General features: G+C 71.3%; 19 protein-coding genes. 8 read left to right on the forward strand and 11 right to left on the reverse strand.

The window, feature by feature from the left end; all coding sequences use genetic code 11:
• Positions 1-49 precede the first annotated feature (49 nt).
• From BGM09_RS03680 to BGM09_RS03695, 4 genes are read right to left on the reverse strand one after another with little or no spacing between them, the layout of a single operon-like run.
• A complete protein-coding gene (locus BGM09_RS03680) occupies positions 50-1,042 on the reverse strand; it encodes an acyl-CoA dehydrogenase family protein (protein ID WP_188279917.1) in 993 nt (330 codons plus the stop codon).
• The gene (locus BGM09_RS03685) at positions 1,027-2,247 is read right to left on the reverse strand and encodes an acyl-CoA dehydrogenase family protein (RefSeq protein ID WP_188279918.1); all 1,221 of its coding nucleotides are present in this window, start codon (positions 2,245-2,247) and stop codon (positions 1,027-1,029) included. Before BGM09_RS03685 ends, BGM09_RS03680 begins: the two co-directional genes overlap by 16 nt.
• Positions 2,248-2,254: 7 nt before the next feature.
• Positions 2,255-3,163, reverse strand: coding sequence for an SDR family oxidoreductase (locus tag BGM09_RS03690; RefSeq protein WP_188279919.1), 909 nt, complete (start codon positions 3,161-3,163; stop codon positions 2,255-2,257).
• On the reverse strand, positions 3,153-4,343 hold the full coding sequence (locus BGM09_RS03695; protein ID WP_188279920.1) for an amidohydrolase family protein: 1,191 nt from the start codon (positions 4,341-4,343) through the stop codon (positions 3,153-3,155). Before BGM09_RS03695 ends, BGM09_RS03690 begins: the two co-directional genes overlap by 11 nt.
• Positions 4,344-4,520: 177 nt before the next feature.
• On the opposite strand from BGM09_RS03695, the gene BGM09_RS03700 reads away from it, so the two are divergent.
• Positions 4,521-6,053 (forward strand): class I adenylate-forming enzyme family protein, encoded by a 1,533-nt coding sequence (locus BGM09_RS03700; protein ID WP_188279921.1) that lies wholly within the window; start codon positions 4,521-4,523, stop codon positions 6,051-6,053.
• A gap of 54 nt (positions 6,054-6,107) precedes the next feature.
• Here BGM09_RS03700 and BGM09_RS03705 read toward each other — a convergent pair whose 3' ends face one another.
• A complete protein-coding gene (locus tag BGM09_RS03705; RefSeq protein ID WP_188279979.1) occupies positions 6,108-6,497 on the reverse strand; it encodes an STAS domain-containing protein in 390 nt (129 codons plus the stop codon).
• A gap of 282 nt (positions 6,498-6,779) precedes the next feature.
• Between BGM09_RS03705 and BGM09_RS03710 the strand changes: the two genes are divergently transcribed.
• Positions 6,780-7,358, forward strand: coding sequence for a sigma-70 family RNA polymerase sigma factor (locus BGM09_RS03710; RefSeq protein ID WP_188279922.1), 579 nt, complete (start codon positions 6,780-6,782; stop codon positions 7,356-7,358).
• Complete coding sequence (locus BGM09_RS03715) at positions 7,355-8,722, forward strand: maleylpyruvate isomerase N-terminal domain-containing protein (RefSeq protein WP_188279923.1); 1,368 nt, start codon at positions 7,355-7,357, stop codon at positions 8,720-8,722. The genes BGM09_RS03710 and BGM09_RS03715 overlap by 4 nt, the downstream gene beginning before the upstream one ends.
• A 61-nt stretch (positions 8,723-8,783) precedes the next feature.
• Here BGM09_RS03715 and purU read toward each other — a convergent pair whose 3' ends face one another.
• Positions 8,784-9,659, reverse strand: coding sequence for a formyltetrahydrofolate deformylase (gene purU, locus BGM09_RS03720; RefSeq protein ID WP_188279924.1), 876 nt, complete (start codon positions 9,657-9,659; stop codon positions 8,784-8,786).
• Between the two features lie 151 nt (positions 9,660-9,810).
• Complete coding sequence (locus tag BGM09_RS03725) at positions 9,811-10,257, reverse strand: SCO4402 family protein (protein WP_188279925.1); 447 nt, start codon at positions 10,255-10,257, stop codon at positions 9,811-9,813.
• Between the two features lie 160 nt (positions 10,258-10,417).
• On the opposite strand from BGM09_RS03725, the gene BGM09_RS03730 reads away from it, so the two are divergent.
• Positions 10,418-11,680: an ABC transporter substrate-binding protein gene (locus BGM09_RS03730; protein WP_188279926.1), complete on the forward strand. Its 1,263-nt coding sequence runs from the start codon at positions 10,418-10,420 to the stop codon at positions 11,678-11,680.
• Positions 11,681-11,756: 76 nt separating this feature from the next.
• Here BGM09_RS03730 and BGM09_RS03735 read toward each other — a convergent pair whose 3' ends face one another.
• From BGM09_RS03735 to BGM09_RS03745, 3 genes are all read right to left on the reverse strand, one after another.
• Complete coding sequence (locus tag BGM09_RS03735) at positions 11,757-12,941, reverse strand: serine hydrolase domain-containing protein (RefSeq protein WP_188279927.1); 1,185 nt, start codon at positions 12,939-12,941, stop codon at positions 11,757-11,759.
• A gap of 212 nt (positions 12,942-13,153) precedes the next feature.
• Positions 13,154-14,635: a hypothetical protein gene (locus BGM09_RS03740; RefSeq protein ID WP_188279928.1), complete on the reverse strand. Its 1,482-nt coding sequence runs from the start codon at positions 14,633-14,635 to the stop codon at positions 13,154-13,156.
• A gap of 235 nt (positions 14,636-14,870) precedes the next feature.
• Positions 14,871-16,250 (reverse strand): transcriptional regulator, encoded by a 1,380-nt coding sequence (locus tag BGM09_RS03745; RefSeq protein ID WP_188279929.1) that lies wholly within the window; start codon positions 16,248-16,250, stop codon positions 14,871-14,873.
• Positions 16,251-16,508: 258 nt separating this feature from the next.
• On the opposite strand from BGM09_RS03745, the gene BGM09_RS03750 reads away from it, so the two are divergent.
• The 3 genes from BGM09_RS03750 (at position 16,509) to BGM09_RS03760 (ending at position 19,867) form a co-directional block, all read left to right on the forward strand.
• Positions 16,509-17,165, forward strand: coding sequence for a bifunctional DNA primase/polymerase (locus BGM09_RS03750; RefSeq protein WP_188279930.1), 657 nt, complete (start codon positions 16,509-16,511; stop codon positions 17,163-17,165).
• A 141-nt stretch (positions 17,166-17,306) separates the two neighbouring features.
• Positions 17,307-18,188: an ABC transporter ATP-binding protein gene (locus BGM09_RS03755; protein WP_188279931.1), complete on the forward strand. Its 882-nt coding sequence runs from the start codon at positions 17,307-17,309 to the stop codon at positions 18,186-18,188.
• Complete coding sequence (locus BGM09_RS03760) at positions 18,188-19,867, forward strand: transporter (protein WP_188279932.1); 1,680 nt, start codon at positions 18,188-18,190, stop codon at positions 19,865-19,867. Before BGM09_RS03755 ends, BGM09_RS03760 begins: the two co-directional genes overlap by 1 nt.
• Here BGM09_RS03760 and BGM09_RS03765 read toward each other — a convergent pair.
• Positions 19,806-21,125 (reverse strand): MFS transporter, encoded by a 1,320-nt coding sequence (locus tag BGM09_RS03765; RefSeq protein ID WP_317452508.1) that lies wholly within the window; start codon positions 21,123-21,125, stop codon positions 19,806-19,808. The two genes, BGM09_RS03760 and BGM09_RS03765, sit on opposite strands and share 62 nt — an antisense overlap.
• A 206-nt stretch (positions 21,126-21,331) precedes the next feature.
• On the opposite strand from BGM09_RS03765, the gene BGM09_RS03770 reads away from it, so the two are divergent.
• On the forward strand, positions 21,332-21,982 hold the full coding sequence (locus BGM09_RS03770) for a CGNR zinc finger domain-containing protein (protein WP_188279934.1): 651 nt from the start codon (positions 21,332-21,334) through the stop codon (positions 21,980-21,982).

The following is a 21,982-nucleotide window of genomic DNA, read 5'->3' on the forward strand; positions in this document are numbered from 1 at the left end:
CTCCGTAATCGGAGGGTCAGCGAACGGCCACGGTGTGTGCGCAGCGTCATCACAGCAGCCATTCGGCAAGCATGTCCTCGTCAGCCGCGGACTCCTGGCCGCACACGGAGGGTATCCAGGAGCGCTTGATGTGCAGCTGCACATCCGCCTCCCAGGTGAAGCCCATGCCGCCGAAGACCTGCAGGCAGTCGCGTGCGTTACGGGTCGCGGCCTCGTCGGCGAGCAGGCGCGCGGCGGCGGTCTCGTACGGGTCGGCGGTGACGGCCGCCGCGTAGAGCGCCGTACGGGCCAGTTCGGCGCGGACCAGCATCTCGGCGCAGAGGTGCTTGACCGCCTGGAAGGAGCCGATCGGTCGTCCGAACTGCTCGCGCTCCCGGGCGTGTTGCACTGCCATACGCACCATCCGCCCCGCGCTCCCCACCCGTTGCGCGGCCTCCAGTACGGCCGCCTCGCGCCGTAACGCGACGGCTCGCGCGGGCACGGTCCCGTTCAGCGTTATTTCCGATATGTCCGCCATGGTGAGCAGATGCAGCGGGGTCAGCGGGTCCACCGACCGCAGCGGCTCGGCGCGCCGCCGTACGGCGGACGCCTCGGCGACCGTGACCTCGGCCGTTTCCCGGTCAGCGGTGAGGACGAGCACGGCGTCCGCCGCGTCGAGGTGGGCGACGGAGTGCGGGCCCGCTACCCTCGCGTCGAGAAGGGTGACCACGGCCTCGCCGGTCGCGGCCCCCGGTACCGCTCCTGCCGCGAGGTGGGTGGCGGTCAGCGGGCCGGGCACCAGCGCGCTGCCCGCCTCCTCGAAGAGCAGCGCGGCCTCCGGCAGCCCGAGCCCGACGCCGCCGTCCGCCTCGGGCAGGCGCAGCCCGAAGAAGCCGGTCTCGCCGAGGGCGCGCCAGATGTCCCGTGGCGGGGTGGCGGTACCGCCTTCCGCCTCGGCCGCGTCCACGGCGGCGCGCAGGGCGGTCCGGTCGAAGCGGGCGGCCAGCAGGTCCCGCAACGCGCCGACCAGGGCGCGCTGGTCGTCGGTCAGCCGGAAGTCCATGGCGGTGCGCTCCTCTCCGGTAACCCTCTCGGCTCCTTGGGCAGGCCGAGGACGCGTTCGGCGACGATGTTGCGCTGGATCTGCGAGGTGCCCGCGGCGATCGTGTAGGACAGCGAGCTGAGGCGTTCGGCCGTCCACGGGTGGTCACCGTCGGGGGCATGCGGACCGAGGACGGTGGCGGCGGTGTCGTAGAGGAGTTGCCTCGCCTGGGAGTAGCGGAGCTTGAAGACGGAGGCGCCGGTGCCGGGGACGGCGCTGCCGCCGGTGCGCAGGGCGTGCTGGGAGGCGCTGACGTTCCACTGGGTGAGGCGCCACAGGACGGAGAATTCGGCGGCGAGCCGGCCGAGTGTGCGGCGGACGGCGGGGTCGTCCCATGTGCCGTTGGCGCGGGCCGCGCGGGCGACCTCGCCGAGGGTGCGGCGACAGGCGACGACTTCGCCGACGAACGCGGTGCCGCGCTCGAAGGACAGCGTCACCATGGTGACCCGCCAGCCGTCGTCCTGCGCCCCCACCCGGTTGCCGACCGGCACCCGGACCTCGTCCAGGAACATCTCCGCGAATTCCGTCGATCCGGCGAGTGTCCGCAGCGGCCGTACCCGTACTCCCGGCGCGTCCATCGGCATCGCCAGCCAGCTGATGCCGTGGTGCTTGGGCGTGCCGTCGGCGCGCGGGGTGGTGCGCACCAGCAGCTCGCACCAGTCGGCGACTTCGGCGTGCGAGGTCCAGATCTTGGAGCCGGTGACGACGTATGTGTCGCCGTCGCGGACCGCGCGGGTGCGCAGGGACGCGAGGTCGGAACCGGCGTCCGGCTCGCTGAACCCCTGGCACCACACCTCCTCGCCCCGCAGGATCGGCGGCAGCCAGCGGCGGCGCTGCCGCTCGGTGCCCTCGGCCGCGATGGTGGGCCCCGCGTGGAGCAGGCCGACGAAATTCGCGCCGACGTACGGCGCTCCGGCCCGCTCGGTCTCCTCCAGGTAGATCAGGTGCTGGGTGGGGGTGGCGCCGCGGCCCCCGGCGTCCTCGGGCCAGTGCAGTCCCGCGTAACCGGCCTCGTACAGCAGCCGCTGCCAGCCCGTGTCGTACGCGCGCCGTCCCGGCCAGTCGCGGGGGTCGGGGGGCGGCGGCAGGGTGGGCAGCACCTTGCCGAGCCAGGCGCGCAGTCGGGCGCGGAACTCCTCTTCCTCGTCGGTGTACGCGAGGTCCACGGTCCGCTCACCCCGCTCCGTAGACGGGTTCCGGCGCAGTCGCCTCGGCGAGCAAGGCGCCCACCACGGGACCGAGTTCGACCGGCCGCCAGCGGCGTCCCACGTCGGTCCGCGGGCCGTGCCGCCAGCCGTCGGCGACCGATACGGCGCCGCCCTCGACCTCGAAGACCCGCCCGGTGACCCCGCGTGCCTCGGATCCCGCGAGCCAGACGACCAGCGGGGAGACATTGGCCGGGTGGTAGACGTCGAAGCCCGTGGCGGGCCGGGCGACCAGGTCCGGCATCGCCTGCTCGGTCATCCGCGTCCTGGCGGCGGGCGCGATGGCGTTGACGGTGACGCCGTAGCGCGCCAGCTCCACCGCCGCGACCTGGGTGAGCGCGGTGATCGCCGCTTTGGCGGCGGCGTAGTTGGCCTGGCCGACGCTGCCGAGCAGCCCCGCGCCGGAGGTCGTGTTGATCACGCTCGCGTTCACTCTCTCACCCGCCTTGCTCCGCTCCCGCCAGTGCGCCGCCGCGTGCCGCAGCGTCGCGAAATGCCCCTTGAGATGGACCTGTACGACCGCGTCCCACTCCTCCTCCGTCATCGACACCAGCATTCGGTCCCGCAGCACCCCCGCGTTGTTGACCAGCACGTCAAGCCGGCCCCAGCGCTCCACCGCCGCGTCCACCAGCGACCGCGCGCCCGCCCACTCCCCGACCGACCGCTCGTGCGCGACCGCCTCACCGCCCGCCGCCCGGATCTCGGCCACCGCCTCGGCCGCCGACTCCACGTCGTTGACGACGACCCGGGCGCCCTCGGCGGCGAAGGCCAGCGCGTGCTCCCTGCCGATCCCGCGCGCGGCCCCGGTGACGGCGACCACCAGGCCGTGGGCGACCCCGGCACCCCCGGCGGCTTCGCCAACCGCCTCACCGGTCAAGGTCGAGGCCCAGCATCCGGATGGCGTTGCCGCGCAGCAGCTTGTACGTGACCTCGTCCGACAGCCCCGCCATGTGCTCGGCGGCGACCTGCTTGGTATTGGGCCACGTCGAGTCGACGTGCGGGTAGTCGGTCTCGAACATCGCGTTGTCCTCGCCGATGGTGTCCAGCGAGGCGACACCGTGCATGTCACGGAAGAAGCAGCAGTAGATCTGCCGGCGGTAGTACGTGGACGGCGGCTCGGGTATCAGGTCCTTGACCCCGCCCCAGGCCCGGTGCTCCTCCCATACGTCGTCGGCGCGCTCCAGCGCGTAGGGCACCCACCCCATCTGCCCCTCGCTGTACGCCAGCGTCAGCCGCGGGAACTTCACCAGCACCCCGGAGAACAGGAAGTCCATCATCGACGCCATCGCGTTGTTGAAGCTCAGGCTGGCCTGGACGGCCGGGGGCGCGTCCGGTGAGGCGGCGGGCATCTGCGACGACGACCCGATGTGCATGTTCACCACCGTGCCGGTCTCCTGACAGGCGGCGAAGAACGGGTCCCAGTAGCCGGAGTGGATCGACGGCAGCCCGAGGTAGGTGGGGATCTCGCTGAAAGTGACGGCGCGTACCCCTCGGGCGGCGTTCCTGTGAATCTCCGCCACCGCGAGGTCGACGTCCCACAGGGGAATCAGGCACAGCGGGATCAGCCGGCCCCCGCTGTCACCGCACCACTCCTCCACCATCCAGTCGTTGTAGGCCCGCACACACGCCAGAGCCACCTCCTTGTCCTTCGCCTCCGCGAACGTCTGCCCGCAAAAGCGCGGGAACGTCGGAAAGCACAGCGACCCCTCCACATGGTTGAGGTCCATGTCCTTCAACCGCTCGACCGGATCCCAGCACCCCCGCCGCATCTGCTCCCGGGTGATCCCGTCGAGCGTCATCTCGTCCCGCGAGAACCCCACCGCCGCGATGTTCCGCTTGTACGGGAACTTCAGGTTCTCGTAGACCCACCAGTCGGTGGGCGGTCCATCCGGATCCATCGTGATCCGGTACTTGCCGCCGACGTAGGCCAGTTCGCCGATCCCCGCGGTCAGCGGCTGCGGCCCCCGCTCGCGGAACTTCTCCGGCAGCCAGGTCGAGAACAGATGCGCGGGCTCGATGACATGGTCGTCGACGCTGATGATCCTGGGCAGTTCCATCGGCCACTCCCTCATTGCATCCGGATGACGCTTCCGATCGCCAATCTGACGAGGCATCTGATCTGATGGACCGTCAGATATACCGTATCGACCCGCCCCTGGACCGACAAGCGGCGACGACTTACCCTTCTGAGAAATCTGACGCTTCGTCAGTTATGGTGCCGGGAGGCGATCGGCATGGATCCGACCATCGCGACACTCAGCGGCTCCCGCACCCTGTGGGAGCTGCTGGACCGCCGCGCCGCCCTCAGCCCCGACGCCCCCGTGCTGTTCGACACCGAGGACCGCCGCGTCACCTTCGGCGAACTGCGCACACGGGCCCTGCGCGTCGCCGGCGGCCTGTACGGACTCGGGGTGCGGCCCGGCAGCCGCTTCGCCTGGCAACTCCCCACCCGGGTCGAGACCGTCGTCCTCTCCCTGGCCCTGGCCCGGCTCGGCGCGGTGCAGATCCCGGTCATCCCCATCTACCGCGACCGCGAGGTCGGTTACGCCCTCAGCCGCACACGGGCCGAGTTCTTCGCCGTACCCGGCACCTGGCGCGGCTTCGACTACACCGCCATGGCAGACCGCCTCGATCTCGCCGAGCGCCCGTCCGTCCTGGTCGCCTATGACTCCCTTCCCGAAGGCGATCCCGGCGCCCTGCCCCCGCCGCCGTCCGACGGGACCCCGGTCCGCTGGATCTACTGGACCTCGGGCACCACCTCGGACCCCAAGGGTGTTCTGCACTGCGACCGCGGTCTGATCGCGGGCGGTTCCTGTCTCGCCCACGCGCTGGAGATGCGGCCCGAGGACATCGGTTCCATCGCCTTCCCCTTCGCTCACATCGGTGGACCCGACTATCTGGTGATGCTGCTGCTGTACGGCTTTCCGGCCCTGCTCCTCGAACAGTTCGCCCTCCCCGCCTCGCTGGACGCCTACCGGTCCCACGGCGTCACCATGGCGGGCGGCTCCACCGCCTTCTACTCGCTCTTCCTCACCGAGCAGCGCAAGCAGCCCGGCCGCACACTCATCCCCACCCTGCGGCTGCTGTCCGGAGGCGGCGCCCCCAAGCCGCCGGAGCTGTACCACGAGATCGTCCGCGAACTCGGCTGCGATCTCGCCCACGGCTACGGCATGACCGAGGCGCCGATGATCACCATGGGCTCGCCCCGTGACACCGTGGACCAACGGGCCACCACCGAGGGCCGCCCGCCCGCCGCGATGGAGATCCGGATCGCCGACGACGGCGAGGTACTGCTGCGCGGTGAAGCCGTGTGCCTCGGCTACACCGACCCCGCCTTGACCGCCGAATCCTTCGACACCCGGGGCTATTTCCACACCGGTGACCTCGGCCGCCTCACCGAGACCGGTCATCTCGTCCTGACCGGCCGCCTGAAGGACGTCATCATCCGCAAGGGCGAGAACATCTCCGCCAAGGAGATCGAGGAACTCCTCTACCAGCACCCGGCGGTGGGCGATGTCGCCGTCATCGGCCTACCGGATCCCGACCGTGGTGAACGCGTCTGCGCCGTGGTCGAACAGCCGCCGGGGGCCGGTCCCCTCACCCTGGCAACCGTCACCGACCATCTGCGCCGCTCGGGTCTCGCCGTCCATAAACTCCCCGAGCAACTGGAGATCGTGGACGCCCTGCCCCGCAACGAGACCCTGCGCAAGGTCCTCAAATTCAAGCTCCGCGAGCGCTTCGCCGACGCTCACGGGCGGACGAACTGAGCACGCTGCCCGGCTGGCGAGATTGGCCGAAAGGGGCCGCAGGCAGAGGCCGGTTCAGGCCGAGAGCGGCCTGGCGGTGTCGTCCGTCGCGGCTTCCAGATCCGGATAGACCTCGAAGAGCCGTCGTACGCCGAGGGCGGCCAGCACCCGGTTGACGTGCGCGCCGCCGCCGTAGCCCTCGGTGGGCGCCGTCACCGCGGGAACGTCCTCGGGCAGCACGATGCGCAGGCGGCCCGCACAGGACCGCATCAACCGCCGGGCGCCGATCAGGACGCCGACTCCGCTGGAATCACAGAAGCGCACGTCAACGAGGTCGAGTACCACCCGGCGCCGCCCTGCGGCGACCGCGTCGTGAACCTTCTGCCGGACCGCGGGAGACGAGATCAGGTCCATCTCACCCGCGACCGTCACCACCACCCAGCCGTCTCGCTCGGCCTGGGTCACCAGCACCGGTTCCCACCTCGCCTCGCCGTCGACTTCAGGAACATCATCACCATGACCCTATGCCCGTTCTCCGTCGTAACTCTGCAATGTTCCGGTCACACCCGGATAACAGACCGCCAAAATCGATCACAGTCAGCAGCAGGTTGGTGCAAAGCGACGCACGTCGCAGGAGGTGCCCGTTACATTCGACCTGAGCGCATTCGGGCGCGCTGAACACACTCGACTACGGTCGGTGGTCGGGCAAGGGGCGACAGGGCAGGCGACGAGGCAAGGGGGCGGCAGATGGCGACACCCGCACCACCGCGCTGGGACCGCAAGATGCAGCAGCGGCTGGCGCGCGGTGAGGAAGCCGCACTCGGCGAGCTGTACGACCGTTACGCCTCACTCGTGCACGGCCTTGCCTATCGCGTGATGGGCGACGACGAAGCGGCCGACCTCATCACCCGCGAGGTGTTCGGCTACATCTGGGAAAATCCGGACGCCTACGACCCGAAGCACGGCTCGCTGCGTTCGTGGATAGCGACGCTCACCCAGCGGCAGGCCGTACACCGGCTGCGACAGCAGTCGAACCGGGGCCGGTCCACGCCGGACGAGGTGGAGGCCCGGGTACGCGAGGCGAACACGGCGGCCCGCGCCGACTTCATCGTCACCTCGATGCCCGCGCCGCTGCGCGCCGCCCTCGAACTGGCCTACCGCGAAAGGGTCGACTACCGCACCGCGGCGGCCGGGCTCGGGGTGAGCGAGGACGAGGCGCGCCGTCGGCTCCGGCTCGGGCTGCAACTGCTGTCCACGGCCATGGAACCGGGCGAGCAGGGCGACGACCACCCGCTGGACCCCCGGGGACAGCGAGGGCGACGATGAGCGGTCCCGCGTTCCACAACGGCGACGGCCCGCACGGCGGGGACGACGGCGAGCCGCGCGTCCCGTACCAGCGCGAGCAGCCCGAGCAGCCCGGGACACGGGAGACACGGGAGACCGCGCACCGGCAGCCGCCCGCGGAGACGCGCCAGCCGGTGCCCCAACTGCCGCACTACGACCACCGCACCCTCAAGTCGCTGCTCGGCGCATGGGCGTTGTCGGTGTGCTCGCACGACGAGGCGCTGGCGGTCGAAGTACATCTGACGGACTGCGCCACCTGTGCGGATGAGGCGCTGCGACTGCGGGACGCGGTGGGTCTGCTGCACCAGGAGGATTCGCTCGACCTCGATCCGCTGCTGCGGGCACGGGTGTTGGAGGGCTGCCTCGGCCGCCGGCCGGCGCGTATCCCGGTGCCCGAATGGGCCGGACCGTTCGACGCGGAGGCCGCCCGGCTGGACGCGCTGCTGCGCGACCTCGGCGACGGCTACTGGAGGGCGCCGGTCGAGCTGAAGTGGCACGACGGCGAGCAGCGGTCGACGGAGTTCACGGTCGCGCAGGTCATCGGTCATCTCACCGCCGTGGACAGCCTGATCGCCAGGTCGCTCGGGCTGCCGCCGGACGGCGGCGACCCGTCGGCGGACCCGCCGCGTTCCGGCCTCGGCGGGCTGGGTCTGGGCATCGGAATGGGCATCGCCTCCCGCGCCCGGCTGCGCAACGCCCGCAATATGGGCGACTTCCCGCTCACCCCGGTCGAGCGCACCGCCGCGCACTGGGCGACGCACAGCATGCTGCCCGGAGCCACCGTGCGCTCCCTGTGGCGCGAGCAGAGCCACAGCCTGGTGCGTACGGTCTCCTTCGCGGGCGGCGGCGCGGCCGGGCTCGACGTCGACTACGGCTCGTTCGCGCTGCCGTTGGAAGACGCCTTCCTGGACCGGGCCTTCGAGTGCTGGATCCACGCGTCGGACATCGCCGAGGCCGTGGACTATCCGTACGATCCCCCGGCGCCGCGCAATCTCAACCGCATCATCGACCTCGCCGCGCGGCTGCTGCCCGAGGCGCTGGCGGACCGGCGCAGGGCGGGTCTGACCACCTCGCCGACGCATCTGGTGACGGCCGGCACGCCGGGCCGTTCGCTGCTGCTCGAAGTCGAGGGCAAGGGCGGCGGCCAGTGGTATCTGCCGCTGGACTCGCCCGGCGCCGTCGCGTCCCCGGAGGAGATGGTCGCCCATGTGGCGATGGACTGCGTCGAGTTCTGCCAGTTGGCGGCGGGCCACATCGAGCCGGATCGGATCGCGGTCGGCCAGATCGGCGACCGCGACGTCATCCGTGACGTGCTCTTCGCCACGGCGTCCCTGTCCCGCCTCTGAGGCGCCTCTTACCTGATCCTGATAGGGGGGCCGGGCGAAGAGATCTCAGGCAAGAGCCCCGTCAGGCGAAGACGACCGTGCGGTGGCCGTTGAGCAGCACCCGGTGCTCGCTGTGCCACTTCACCGCACGGGCCAGCGCCTGGCACTCCACATCGCGCCCGATGGCGACGAGCTGTTCCGGCGTGACCTCGTGGCCGACCCGCTCGACCTCCTGCTCGATGATCGGCCCCTCGTCGAGGTCGGCCGTCACATAGTGCGCGGTGGCGCCGATGAGCTTCACACCGCGGGCGTGCGCCTGGTGGTAGGGCTTGGCGCCCTTGAAGCTCGGCAGGAAGGAGTGGTGGATGTTGATGATCTGACCGGACAGCTCACGGCACAGATTGTCGGAGATCACCTGCATGTAGCGCGCGAGCACGACGAGTTCGACGCCTTCCTTGCGCACGATCTCCAGCAGCCGCGCCTCGGCCTCGGCCTTGGTGTCCCTGGTGACCGGCACATGGTGGAAGGGAACGCCGTAGGAACCCACAAGTTCCTGGAAGTCGGTGTGGTTGGAGACCACGGCGGCGATCTCGACCGGCAGCGCGCCGATGCTGGTGCGGAAGAGCAGGTCGTTGAGGCAGTGCCCGAATTTGCTGACCATGAGCACGACCCGCATGCGCTCGTCGGACGGGTGGATCCGCCAGTCCATGTGGTACGCCTCGGCGATCGCCGCGAAGCTGGCGCGCAGCTTGTCCACCGTCACGGCCTGCTCGGCCGAGAAGTGCACCCGCATGAAGAACAGGCCGGTGTCCTGGTCGCCGAACTGCTGGCTGTCGACGATGTTGCAACCGGTCATGAAGAGATAGCTGGAGACCGCGTGCACGATGCCCTGTTTGTCCGGGCAGGACAGGGTGAGGACGTACTGCGGGTCAGGCTGCGGCGGCTGCTGTTCGGTCACGCCGTCAGCCTCGCACAAACCGACCCCCTCGGGTCGGACTGTCCGTCAAGCGGAACCCACGGATATCGCGCGCCAGGTGCGGCCGGGAAAGTCAGGTGCCGCCGGAAAACACGCACCAGGTGCGGCCCGGGGACGTACGAACGTCCAACGGTCACGCCGACCGTATGTAGATCGCCAGCACCTCCAGCGAGCGCGGCGGCGTGTCCGGGTCGTCGCCGTCGGCGGCGGACATCCGTACGTGGGCGTCGCGGGCGGCGCGGACCGCCTCCGGCCAGGCGTGGTGGTCGAGATAGGCGGTGACAGGTGCGTCGGCGCCCACCTGGTGCAGGATTTTCAGGACGCGCAGCACGGCGACGTCAACGAGCGCGGCCTCCTGCGAGTCGCGGAAGATCGTGCCCACGTACTTCTCGGCGGACCAGTTGTCGAGCCAGGTGTCCTCGACGAGCCGGTAGACGGCGTCCGTGACGTCCCCGTATCCCTCGCGGCCGGTCTGCCAGACCTCCCGCTGGAACACCGGGTCGCTGATCATGTGCAGCGCGGAGCGCACATTGCTGCGCCAGCGCCACCAGGGCATGTCATTGAGCGGCATGCCCCCCATCGTGGAGGAGTGACGGCCGCGACGGGAAGACTTCTCCGAACCTTGCACAATGGCGCATCGTACGTTCTCCACCGACGCCACCCGTAATTCACCTGATAGTGACCGCCCGTTCGCTTGCGGTCACCCCGGCGTTGGGTGCGGGCCGGAATCTTCGGATGACATGAGGGAACGGCGTATCCGCAGGGTTCGCACGGCTGCCGTCGCGCTGCTGGCCACAAGTGCGCTGCTCAGCGGGTGCGGTGTGCTTCCCGGGGGTTCGGGCGGCTCCACGGGACCGCTTGTGGTGATGACGTGGGCGCCGGTCGACACGAAATCGACCAATATGCCAGGAATGCTCGCCATGGCGCAGGCATTCGAGAAGTACACCAACGAACAGGGCGGTCTCAACGGCCGCAAGCTGAAGGTACTGACCTGCAACGAACGCCATGACGCGGTCGCCGTCACGGACTGCGCGCAGCAGGCGGCGAAAGCAGGCGCGGTCGCGGTCGTCGGTTCCTACAGCGAAGAGGGCGGCAGTTTCACCACCGCCCTGGAGTCGAACGGCATACCGTACATCGGCGGCTACGGCATCACCGCCGACGAGTTCCAGAGCCTGCTGTCGTACCCGGTCAACGGCGGTCTGCCCGCGCTGCTGGCGGGCAGCGGACGGCAGTTGGCGGACCTGTGCAAGAAGGTCAATCTGGTGCGGCCCGACACGATCACCGGTGACCAGTTCCCGATCTTCCTCGACCAGGGGCTCAAGAGCGGCGGCCGCCCGCCCGCGCGCGACATGCTCACGGCCGACGACTCCAACGACTACACCGACATCGCCACCGCGGCGGTCGGCAACGACAAGCCGTCCACCTGCGTCTCCGCGGTGCTCGGCGACCGCACCAGCACCTTCTTCGACTCCCTGCGCCGGGTCGGCGAGGAGCAGCCGAAGGTGCGGCTGTCCTCGGTGCTCGGCAGCGTGCAGCAGTCGGTGGTCGACTCGACCGGAGGCGCGGGCAGCCCGCTGGAGAACGCGTACGTCACCGGCTGGTACCCGCCCGCGTCCGACGCCAAGTGGGCCGAGATGAAGTCGGTGGTGAAGAAGTACGCGTTCGGCGACGACCGGATCGACGTCGCCGACCCGGGGGTGCAGACCACCTGGGTCGCGTACACCGTCTTCGCCAAGGTGGTGCGGGCGATGGACGAGAAGGTCAGCGTGAACGCGGACAATCTGCACCGCGCGATGGATGCCACGACCCGCCTGTCGACCGGCGGCCTCACCCCGGACCTCGGCTGGACGCAGAGCGATCTGCTGGGCATCCCGAGCCACTCCCGGATGGTGAACTCCAAGGTCACTTATCAGGTGGTACGCGACGGGCGGCTGGTGCTGGCCCGGCCGGGCTTCGTGGACCTGACCAAGACGCTCAGGCAGAACTCGTCCGGGCAGAACTGAGCGCCCCGACCGGCCCGTACGCCCCCGTAACACCCCGTCCAGGACACGCGACGCCCCGTCCAGGACGCGCGCGCACTCACACCCCCGCCGCGTACCGCCAGAAGTCCCGCATCACCTGGGGCGGCGTCGGGCCGGTCATCGAGCGCTGCGTGAAGAGGATGCCGACGGCGCCGGTCGACGGCGTGATGTGCGCGGTGGTGCCGCTGCCGCCGACCCAGCCGTAGCGGCCGAGGACGTTCCAGGGGTCGGTCTCCGCGACGTCCACCGAGCCGCCGAAGCCCCATCCCTGGCCTTCGAGGAACAACGCGCTCGCGTCACGCTGGGACCGCGTCAGGTGGTCGGTGGCCATCATCCGTACCGAGCGCGCCGACAGCAGCCTGCGGCCGTCCGCGGTCCCCTCGGCGAGCAGCATGCGGGCGAAGGCGAACCAGTCGTCGACGGTCGAGACGAGGCCGCCCGCGCCCGAGGTGAAACCGGGCGCCTCGGTCCACTCCTCGCCCGGCGGGTCCGACAGTTCGATACCGCCGTCGGCACCCGTCCCGTAGGCGCTGGTCAGCCGGTCGAGCGCGGTGGCGGACACGGTGAAGCCGGTGTCGGCCATGCCGAGCGGTTCGAAGATCCGCTCGGCGAGGAACTCGGCGAAGGAGCGGCCCGAGACCCGGGCGATCAGCGCGCCCTGGATGTCCGAGCCGGTGTTGTACAGCCAGGCGTCTCCCGGCTGGTGGAGCATCGGGATACGGGCCAGCGCCGCCAGCCAGTCGTCGGGACCGCCGAAGCCCGACAGCCGCGCCGGGCCCTGCTTCAGCTCGGTGAACAGCGGTTGCAGGGCGGGCAGCGAGAAGTCGCTGGGCATGCCGTACCCGGCCCTGAAGGTGAGCACGTCGGCCACGGTGACCGGCCGGGCGGCCGGGACCACGTCGTCGAGCGGGGCGTCCGGGGTGCGGACGACGACCGGCGCGGCCAGTTCCGGCAGCCAGGTCGCGATCGGGTCGTCCAGGGCGATCCGGCCGTCGTCGACGAGCATCATCACGGCAGCGGCGGTGATCGGCTTGCTGACGGAGGCGATCCGGAAGATCGCGTCCCTGGTCATCGGCACGGCGCCCTCAAGGTGCGCGGAACCGACCGCGGCGACCTCCACCCGGTCGCCGCGGGCCACCAGACCCACCGCCCCCGGAATCGTGCCGTTGTCGGTGTACGGCTCCAGGACGCCGCGCAGGCCCGCCGCCGGATCGGTCGTGGAACTGTTCGTGGGACGCGTCATCGGTCCACCTCTCGCATGGTGCGGTCGAGAGGAAGACTGTCGCGTCGGCGCGGATTCATCGGTCGGGCGCGGATGTGTCGGGTCCGTCACCGTCCGTCCGCGCGGCGCACGCGTATAAGCGCACAGGAGCGCATAGGCCCGCAAGGAAACGCGCGGAGACGGGCACGAGTGACGCGTATACGCGCGTGGCCTCGCAGACGAACGGCCCCGGCTCAGAGCTGGCTGTACTGCCGCTCGGTGAGCCCGTACTGCTTCGCTATGACGTTCCACAGCCGGACCGCGCGCTTCTTCTGCTCGGTGGCGGTGCCGCTCTCGCGGTTGCCGTCCTGGGCCGCGCCGGTGCTGCGGGCGTGGCCGCCCTTGCAGACGCTGTGGTTGTGCGCGGCCTGGTCGGCCCAGCTCGCGTAGTGGCCGTCCGCGGCGGCCGACGCCTGCCACGCCTTGGTGAGGGCTTCGGTCAGGTCGGCGTGGTCGGGCAGCTTGTCCACCGAGAGGCCGCCGAGCTGGGTGACCAGGCCGGTGCGCTGGGTGGCGGCGGACCGCAGGTCGGCGGCGGCGGGGCCGAGATTCTTGCAGTTCTTGATCGACTCGACCGCGCTCACCACGGAGCTGCGGCTGTTGCCGCTGGTCTTCAGCAGCGCGTCGAGGCCCTGCGCCTGCTGCTTGACGGCGTCGTCGGCCGCGGAGTCGCTGCTGCCGCTCGCGGACGTGCTCGGCGCGGTGGACGCCTGGGTGCTGCTCTTCGACGCGGTGTTGTCCGCCTTGGCGTCGCCGCCCTTGTTCAGCAGCCCGCCGACCACGAGGCCCGCGACCACGCACCCGGCGACGACGATGCCGATCACCATGAGGGGCGACAGCCTGCGGCGCGGACCGTCGTCCTGGCCGTGCCCGCCGTCGTAGCCGTATCCGGGGTCGTACGGCTGCTGCGGGGGCTGGCCCATGCCGCCCTGCTGCTGCCCGTACTGCTGCTGTTGCTGTTGCTGGGACGGCGGCTGGATGATCCGCTGGCGCAGCGGTTCCGGGCCCGGCACATCGCTGCGGAACAGGTGGTCGTAGTCGCTGTCGTGCTGCGGCCCCGTCTGGGGCTGCTCCTCGTACCCGCCGCCGCCCTGGCCCTGCCCCTGACCCTGGTCGTACGACTGCTGCCCGTACTGCTGCTGGCCGCCGTACGACTGCTGCTGGTCGTACCCCTGCTGCCCGTAGCCGTCGTAAGGCTGCTCATAGGACTGCTCGTAGGACTGCTGCGGGGGCGGGGACTGCGGGCCGCCGTACTGCGGCTGCTGTTCCTGCTGGTCCCGGTCCTGGAAGATCGACAGCGGCAGCGCCTGGGTGGCGTCGGCGACGTGCTGCTGCGGGGCCGGAGGCGGTGCCTGCGGCGGGACGGGCGGCAGCGGCGGTACGGGGCCGGGCCCCTGGCCCGCGGCCGCCATCGGCATGCCGGGGTCGCCGCCGGGGTAAGGGGGCAGCATCTGCGTGGCGTCGGCCACCGGGACGGCGGGCGGCGGCATGCTCCCGGGATACGGCGGCAGCATCTGGGTGGCGTCGGCGGGCTCGGGCAGCGGGGCGGGCTCGCCCCAGGGCGAGCCGCCGGCCGGCTGCACATGCTCCCCGTAGGGCGGCTGCTGCCGCCCCGCGGGCACCACGACGCCCCGGTACGCCTCAGGCGTCTCCTCGCCGCGTCCGTCGGTGTGCATCGCCGCTGACTCCCGCCTATGCCCTGTCGTCCGTTGCCGGATCCTTCCGAACCATCCGCCAACGCTACCGGGTTAACCGGACCATCAACCACGTACCCGAACGAGTGAACGTCATGACACACCGAGAGGGCGGAAGTACCGGGCGTACCGGGCCCGTTCCCGCAAGGTCTCTCCAGCGCTTTGGCCACCGCCAGGGAACGCGGTGTCGGTCGCGTAACGATTCGGTGATGGTCCGCTATGCGGCGTCCTGTTCCTCCAGACGGGCGCCGAACTCGCGGACCACGGGCTCCGCCGCGTAGGGCTCCAGGCGGCGGCGGAAGTCGTCCAGATACTCCGCGCCGCGGTTGGAGCGCAGACCGGACAGAAGGGTGACGGCGCGGGTGCCCGTGTTGCAGGCTTCCTCCAGTTCGCGCTGCTGCACCTGGGCGTCGGCGAGCAGCAGCATGTCGATGGCACGGCGCCTGGTGCGCGATTCGGGGTGCGCGGCGAGCGCTTCCTCCGCGCGGCGCGCGGCGGGCGCGGCCTGGCCGAGGTCGCGGTGACAGTGCGCCAGTTCGTCGGCGAGGTAGGCGTGGTCGAAGTGGGCGATCCAGGGCGGGTCGTCGTCGGGCCGGGAGTGTTCCATGGACTCGACCGCGAGGTTGGCCACCGTGGCGAAGGTGCGGGCGTCGCCGAGCAGCGCGTGGCCGCGGGCCTCCGCGGCGTAGAACATCGCCTCCGCCGTGGGCGTCACCTGGCCGCGGGCGCCTTCCTGCGCCGCGCGGGCGAGTTGGGCGATCTCGCGCGGGTTGCCGAGCGAGGCGGCGAGGTGGCTCATGCTGGCCGCGAGGATGTAGCCGCCGTAGCCGCGGTCGCCCGCCGCCTGGGCCAGCCGCAGCGCCTGGATGTAATAGCGCTGGGCGAGTCCCGGCTGTCCGGTGTCGACGGCCATGTAGCCCGCCAGTTCGGTCAACCGCGCGACGGCGCCGAAGAGTTCCCTGCCGACCTGGTCGCGGTAGGTGCCCGCGAGTAACCCGGACACCACGCTGTTGAGGTAGTGGACGACGACCGGGCGGACGTGTCCGCTGCCGAAACGGTGGTCCAGGTCGGTGAGCGCCTGCGTCGTCGCCTTGACGGCCTCGACGTCCGACATGCCCACCCTGGCGCCGCCGTTGCGGGCGACGCCCTGGTCGGGGCGGGTGATCAGCCAGTCGCGGCTGGGCTCGACGAGGGCGGAGGCGGCGACCGTGGAGCCGGTGAGGAAGTCGCGGCGGCCGACGTCGCTGCGCCACAGCTCGCAGACCTGCTCAATCGCGCCGAGGACGGTCGGCGCGAAGTGCAGACCTATGCCGGTGGCCAGGTTCTTGCCGTTGGCCATGCCGATCTCGTCGATGGACACGGCGCGTCCCAGCTTGCGGCCGATCGCCTCGGCGATGATGGCCGGGGCCCGGCCGCGCGGCTGCTGACCCCGCAGCCAGCGGGCCACGGACGTCTTGTCGTACCGCAGGTCGAGGCCGTGTTCGGCACCGCACATGTTGACCCTGCGGGCGAGCCCGGCGTTGGAGCAGCCGGCCTCCTGGATCAGTGCCTGGAGCCGTTCGTTCGGTTGCCGTGCCACAAGCGGTCGTGCGGCCATCAATTCCCCCACTTCGACGATGCGAACCTCGTCCTGGTGACAGGTGCCCATCTCACCACCGAAAAATGCCCTGTTAGAGCGGCATTTCATGTCGTTTTCGCCTTTAGCGGAACGAGCGGAACGACACGCGGACCCCAAGTGACTACCCGGATACGGGCCCGGATCGCGCACGCGCCCCCGGGCGTGCACCAGTGCGCCCGCCATGAGCCGAGGGGCAGGCCCCCGTAACTCACGCTGACGAGGGAAGTTGTGCAGCGCGTGGAAGACACCATCGGAGCACCGCGGCAGCTCACCGCCCAACTTCTCGACACGGCCGTCCGATACGCGCAGGAGCGGCACTGGGACGTGCTCCCCGGCTCCTGGATCGAGGACGACACGGGCGGCCCCGCGGTGTGCTCCTGCGCGTCTCCCACCTGCCCGGCTCCCGGCGCCCACCCGACCCGGCCCGACTGGGCGGCGCACGCCGGCGGCAGCGCCGACGCGGTACGGCGCATGTGGGGCAAGCAGCCGCGCGCCTCGGTGCTGTTGCCGACGGGCCGTACGTTCGACGCGATCGACGTGCCGGAGGTGGCGGGGTGCCTGGCGCTGGCCAGGATGGAGCGGATGGATCTGCCGCTTGGCCCGGTGATCTGCACGCCCGACCGCAGGCTGGTCTTCTTCGTCCTTCCCGGCGCCACCGTCAAGGTGCCCGATCTGCTGCGGAAGTTGGGCTGGGCGCCCGGCTCGCTCGACCTGCGGGTGCGCGGCGAGGGCGACTGGATCGCCGCGCCCCCGACGCGGACGGGGCCGGGCGCCTCGGTGCAGTGGGCGCGGCAGCCGACCGCCCTGAACCGGTGGCTGCCGGACGTCGAGGAGTTGCTGAGCCCGCTGGCGTACGCGTGCGGGCGGGAGTTGGCCGCGGCGAGGGGTCGCTGACCCCACGCGGGGGGCTCACGTTCCCGAGTCTTTCGGTCACTGTCAGTGGTCACGTCTAGGGTTGTCGGACGTAGACCTTCACGCGTCGTCCGACCAGCGGCGCGCCGAGGGCAGGGGCGCGAGACGGGGAGAGGTGCCGCCATGTCGGAGCCGCAGAGGTCGCAGGAGGAGCAGGAGTCGCAGCGGAAGCTGAAGCCGTACCGGCCGGTGCCGTACGGGAGGACCGCCGAGGAGGTGTCCGAGGCGGCCGGCGACACCGATCCGGTCGCTGTGCGTGTGCGCGGGCTGTGGAAGCGGTTCGGCGAGCAAGTGGCCGTGGCCGGGATCGATCTGGAGCTGCCCGCCGGCCGCTTCATCGGCCTGGTGGGGCCGAACGGGGCGGGGAAGACGACCTCGCTCTCCATGATCACCGGCCTGCTGCGACCGGACGACGGCAGTGTGCGGATCGTGGGCCACGACGTGTGGACGGACCCGGTCGGTGTGAAGTCCAGGATCGGCGTGCTGCCGGAGGGCCTGCGGCTGTTCGAGCGGCTTTCGGGGCGTGAACTGCTCGGTTACACCGGCCGGTTGCGCGGTCTGCCGGGCGTTGAGGTCGACAAGCGCGCCGGTCAGCTTCTCGACGTCCTGGACCTGTCGGCCGCGCAGAACAAACTGGTCGTCGACTACTCCACCGGCATGCGGAAGAAGATCGGACTGGCCGCTGCCCTGCTGCACAATCCCGAAGTCCTCTTCCTCGACGAGCCGTTCGAGGGCGTCGACCCGGTATCCGCCCAGGTCATCCGCGGTGTGCTGGAGCGCTATACGGAGTCGGGCGGCACGGTCGTCTTCTCCTCGCACGTGATGGAGCTGGTGGAGAGCCTGTGCGACTGGGTCGCCGTGATGGCCGCGGGAAAGATCGTGGCGCGCGGCCCGCTCGCCGAGGTGCGCGGCGCCGCTCCCTCGCTCCAGGACGCCTTCTTGTCGCTGGTGGGCGCCGACCGGCGCGACGGGCAGGCGCTCGACTGGCTGAGCGGCGGCAAGTGATGACCGCCTCGGCCACCGCCCCGCTCGCCGCTCCCGCGCCGCCGCCCCCGCCCGGTCGCGGTTCCTCGCTCACGCCGGTCTTCGTACGGCTCAAGCTCACCCTCTTCCGCAACGGCCTGCGCCGGTCCACCGGCCGTACGGTCGGCTGGTCCCTCGGTGTCGCCTTCGCGATGCTGTACGCGCTCGGCATGGGCGCCGGAATGGTCGCGCTGCGGAACAACCACTACGCACCGTCCGCCGCCGTCACGGTGACCGTCGTCCTGGTCGTGGGCTGGGCGATCATGCCGCTGTTCTTCTTCGGCGGCGACGACACACTCGACCCGACCCGGCTGGCGATGCTGCCGCTACGGCCGCGCCCGTTGATAACGGCGCTGTTGGTGTCGTCGCTGATCGGCGTCGGTCCGCTCTTCACACTGCTGGTGTCGACCGGGGCGGTCATCGCGGTCGCGCACGGCGGGGCCGCGTGGGTCGTCGCCGTCGTGGCCGTGGCCCTGACGCTGCTGCTGTGCGTGGCGCTGTCGCGGGCGGTGGCCGCCGCCAACACCCGGCTGCTGACCAGCCGCAAGGGCCGCGACCTCGCCCTGCTCAGCGGTCTGTTCGTGGCGGTGGGGGCCCAGCTCGTCAACCTCGGCGTCAACTCGCTGTCGTCCGACGGCGGTCTGCACCGGGCGACCTCGGTGGCGTCCGTACTGCGCTGGATTCCGCCCGCGCCCGCCGTGGACGCGGTGCGTTCGACGGCGCGCGGGTCGTACGGCCTGGCTGCCGTGCAACTGGCCCTCACCGTAGCCGTGCTGGCGCTGGTCCTGCGCTGGTGGCACACCAGCCTGCACCGGCTGATGGTCTCGCCCGACGCCTCCACCCTCCAGGCAACGCCGGAACGCGAGGGGTCGAAGGCGCGGGGCGGGGCGGCGGCGGGCCCTTCGCTGCTGACCCGGCTGCTGCCCGGACGGCTGGTGGGCGGCCGGACGGCCACGGTGATGGAACGGCAGTTCCGCTACCTGTGGCGCGACCCGAGGTCGAAGGCGGCCTGGGCGACCGGACTGGCCGTCGGGCTGCTGCTGCCGCTGGTCGCGGTGGTGCAGCACGGCACCGTCTACCAGTGCCTGTGGGCGGCGGGACTGCTCGGCATGCAGATGTACAACCAGTTCGGCATGGACGGCTCCGCCTTCTGGACGGTGTCGGCGACGATCACCACCCGCAGGGACGCGGCTCTCGAACTGCGGGGCCGGGCGCTGACGTTGGCCGCCGTCGCCGTGCCGTACGTCACCGTCGTCACCACCGGCGCGGCGCTGCTGCTCCACCGGGTGTCGGCGCTGCCCGAGACGCTGGGGCTGTCCTTCGCCTTCCTGGGCGCGCTCATCGCGACCGGCAGTTACGCGAGCGTCCGCTACCCGTACGCCCTCCCGCAGGACAACCCGTTCGCCAACGCGGCGCCCGGCCAGGGCGGTCTCGTCGCGCTGAACGTCGTCGGCGGCACCTTCAGCGGCGCTGCGCTGTCGCTACCGGTGATCGCGCTGACCCTCGCCCTCCACTTCAACGATCTGCATTCGCTGTTGTGGCTGGTGCTCCCGGTGGGCGCGGTGTACGGGTTCGCGGTCGCGGCGGTCTCGCTGCGGTTCACCGCTCCGCGGCTGCTCGATCGTCTTCCGGAGATCCTGGGGGTGGTGGCGAAGGCGTGACGGCGGGCGGGTGCGGGGGCAGGCGGCCGTCGTGATCCTCGCGGGCGTCACTGTGCTTGCTGGCCTCGTGGCCGTTGTGCGCGCGGTGCCGTACGCCGCGCAATTCCGCGGTCCAGTAGAGCAGCGCGAGGGCGGGCAGGGCGGCGCCGAGCAGGGTCACCGAGGTCCAGCCGCCGGCGTGGTAGGCGTACGAACCGGCCTGTGAGCCGATCGCGCCGCCGACGAAGAAGGTGGCCATGAAGGCGCTGTTGAGCCGGGACCTGGCCTGGCCGTCGAGCCGGTAGATCACCTGCTGGCCGAGGATCAGGGTGGTCTGCACGGCCATGTCGAGAAGCACCGCGGCGGCGCCGAGCGCGATGACGCTGTGCCGTCCCACTCCGGCGAGACCGAAGGCCAGGGCGGCGGTGACGAAGGCGACGGCCGTCATCGGCCGGACCAGGCCGCGGTCGGCCCAGCGTCCGGCGAGCGGCGCCACCAGTGCGCCACCCGCGCCCGCGAGCGCGAAGAGGCCGACCTGCCACTGGCTGTAGTGGAAAGGATCGCTGGTCAGAACGTAGGAGATGGTGGTCCAGAAGACGCTGAAGGCACCGAACATCGCGGCCTGGTACAGCGCCCTGCGCCGCAGCGCCGGGTGCACGCGCAGCAGGCGGGCGGTGGAGCGCAGCAGCAGCCCGTACGAGAGCGTGGCGGCGTCGGCTCCGGGAGCGTGGCGCGGCAGGGACCTGCGCAGCACCAGGGTCAGTACGGTCATCAGCCCGGCCGAGGTCAGGTAGACGACCCGCCAACTGGTCGCGTCCGCCAGCAGGCTGCCGAAGGTACGGGACAGCAGGATGCCGGTCAGCAGGCCGCTCATCACCTGCCCGACGACCTTGCCGCGGCTCTCGTCCGGCGCGAGGTCGGCGGCGAAGGGCACGAGGATCTGGGCGACGACCAGCGTCGTGCCGACGATCAGCAGCGCGGCGAGCAGGACGGCGAATCCCGGTGCGAGACCGGCCAGCACCAGACCGGCGATGGTGAGGGCGAGCAGGACGGTGGCGAGGCGGCGCTTCTCGATGACGTCGCCGAGCGGGACGATGAGCAGCAGGCCGGCGGCGTAACCGAGTTGGGAGACGGTGACGAGGCTGCCCGCGGCGACCGCGCCGATCCCGAACGTCTGGCGCAGCTCGCTGAGCAGCGGCTGCGCGTAGTAGAGGTTGGCGACGGTCAGACCGCAGGCGACGGCGAGCAGGACGATGAGGCGGCGGGGCGGGCCGGTCACGGGGACCGGAGTGGCGCCGGAGGCGGGTCCTGGCGTTGCGGAGGCGGGTCCGGACGCGGGCGCCGACGCGGGTATGTGTACGGGTTCGGGCCCTGGGGACGGTGCGTCGGACGACGGCTGGGACATCGATACCTCGTCGAAATGGAAACCGGTTCAACCAGTTCCGAAGGTACCAGTTAAACCGGTTCCCCGGTAGAGTGGCCCGTATGACCGCGAACGGCATCGACGCCTACGCCCCGGCCCTCGACGGCGGCCGTACTCAGCCGCGTTTCCGTGAGGGCGCCGGGCGGCTGTGCCTCGACTACCTGCGGACACTGCGCTACCGGGGCACGCCCGCGGTCACCGAGGAACTGGCCGATCCGGAGGCGCTGATCGCCTGGGTACGGCAGTGCGGCCCCTGCTCCGACGCACCCGGCACCCCGCCCGTACCCGCCCGGCTCCGCGAGGCCCGCGCCGTGCGTGAGGCGGTCCACGCGCTGGTCGGCGCCGCCATGGACCCCGGCAGGGAACCCGGCGCGGCCCCCGGCTCCGGCCTCGGCGACACCGCCCGCACCCGGCTCAACCGCGCCGCCGCCCACGCCGTCCCGGCCCCCCGGCTCACCCCCTCAGGCGACCTCCGGTGGCACGCGGACGACCCCCTCACCGCGACCCTCGCCCTGATCGCCCGCGACGCCCTCGACCTCGCCGCCACCCCCGAACTGCTGCCGCGCCTGCGCCCCTGCGCCTCCCCGACCTGCGGCGCCGTCTTCCTCGACCAGTCCCGTCCGGGGACGCGCCGCTGGTGTTCGATGGACGTGTGCGGCAACCAGGCCAAGAAGTCGGCGCTTCGGGCGCGCGGGGGGGGCGGGGGCGCGTAG

Origin of the sequence: Streptomyces sp. CBMA29 (genome assembly GCF_014596445.1) — a bacterium.
Taxonomy (GTDB): Bacteria; Actinomycetota; Actinomycetes; order Streptomycetales; family Streptomycetaceae; genus Actinacidiphila.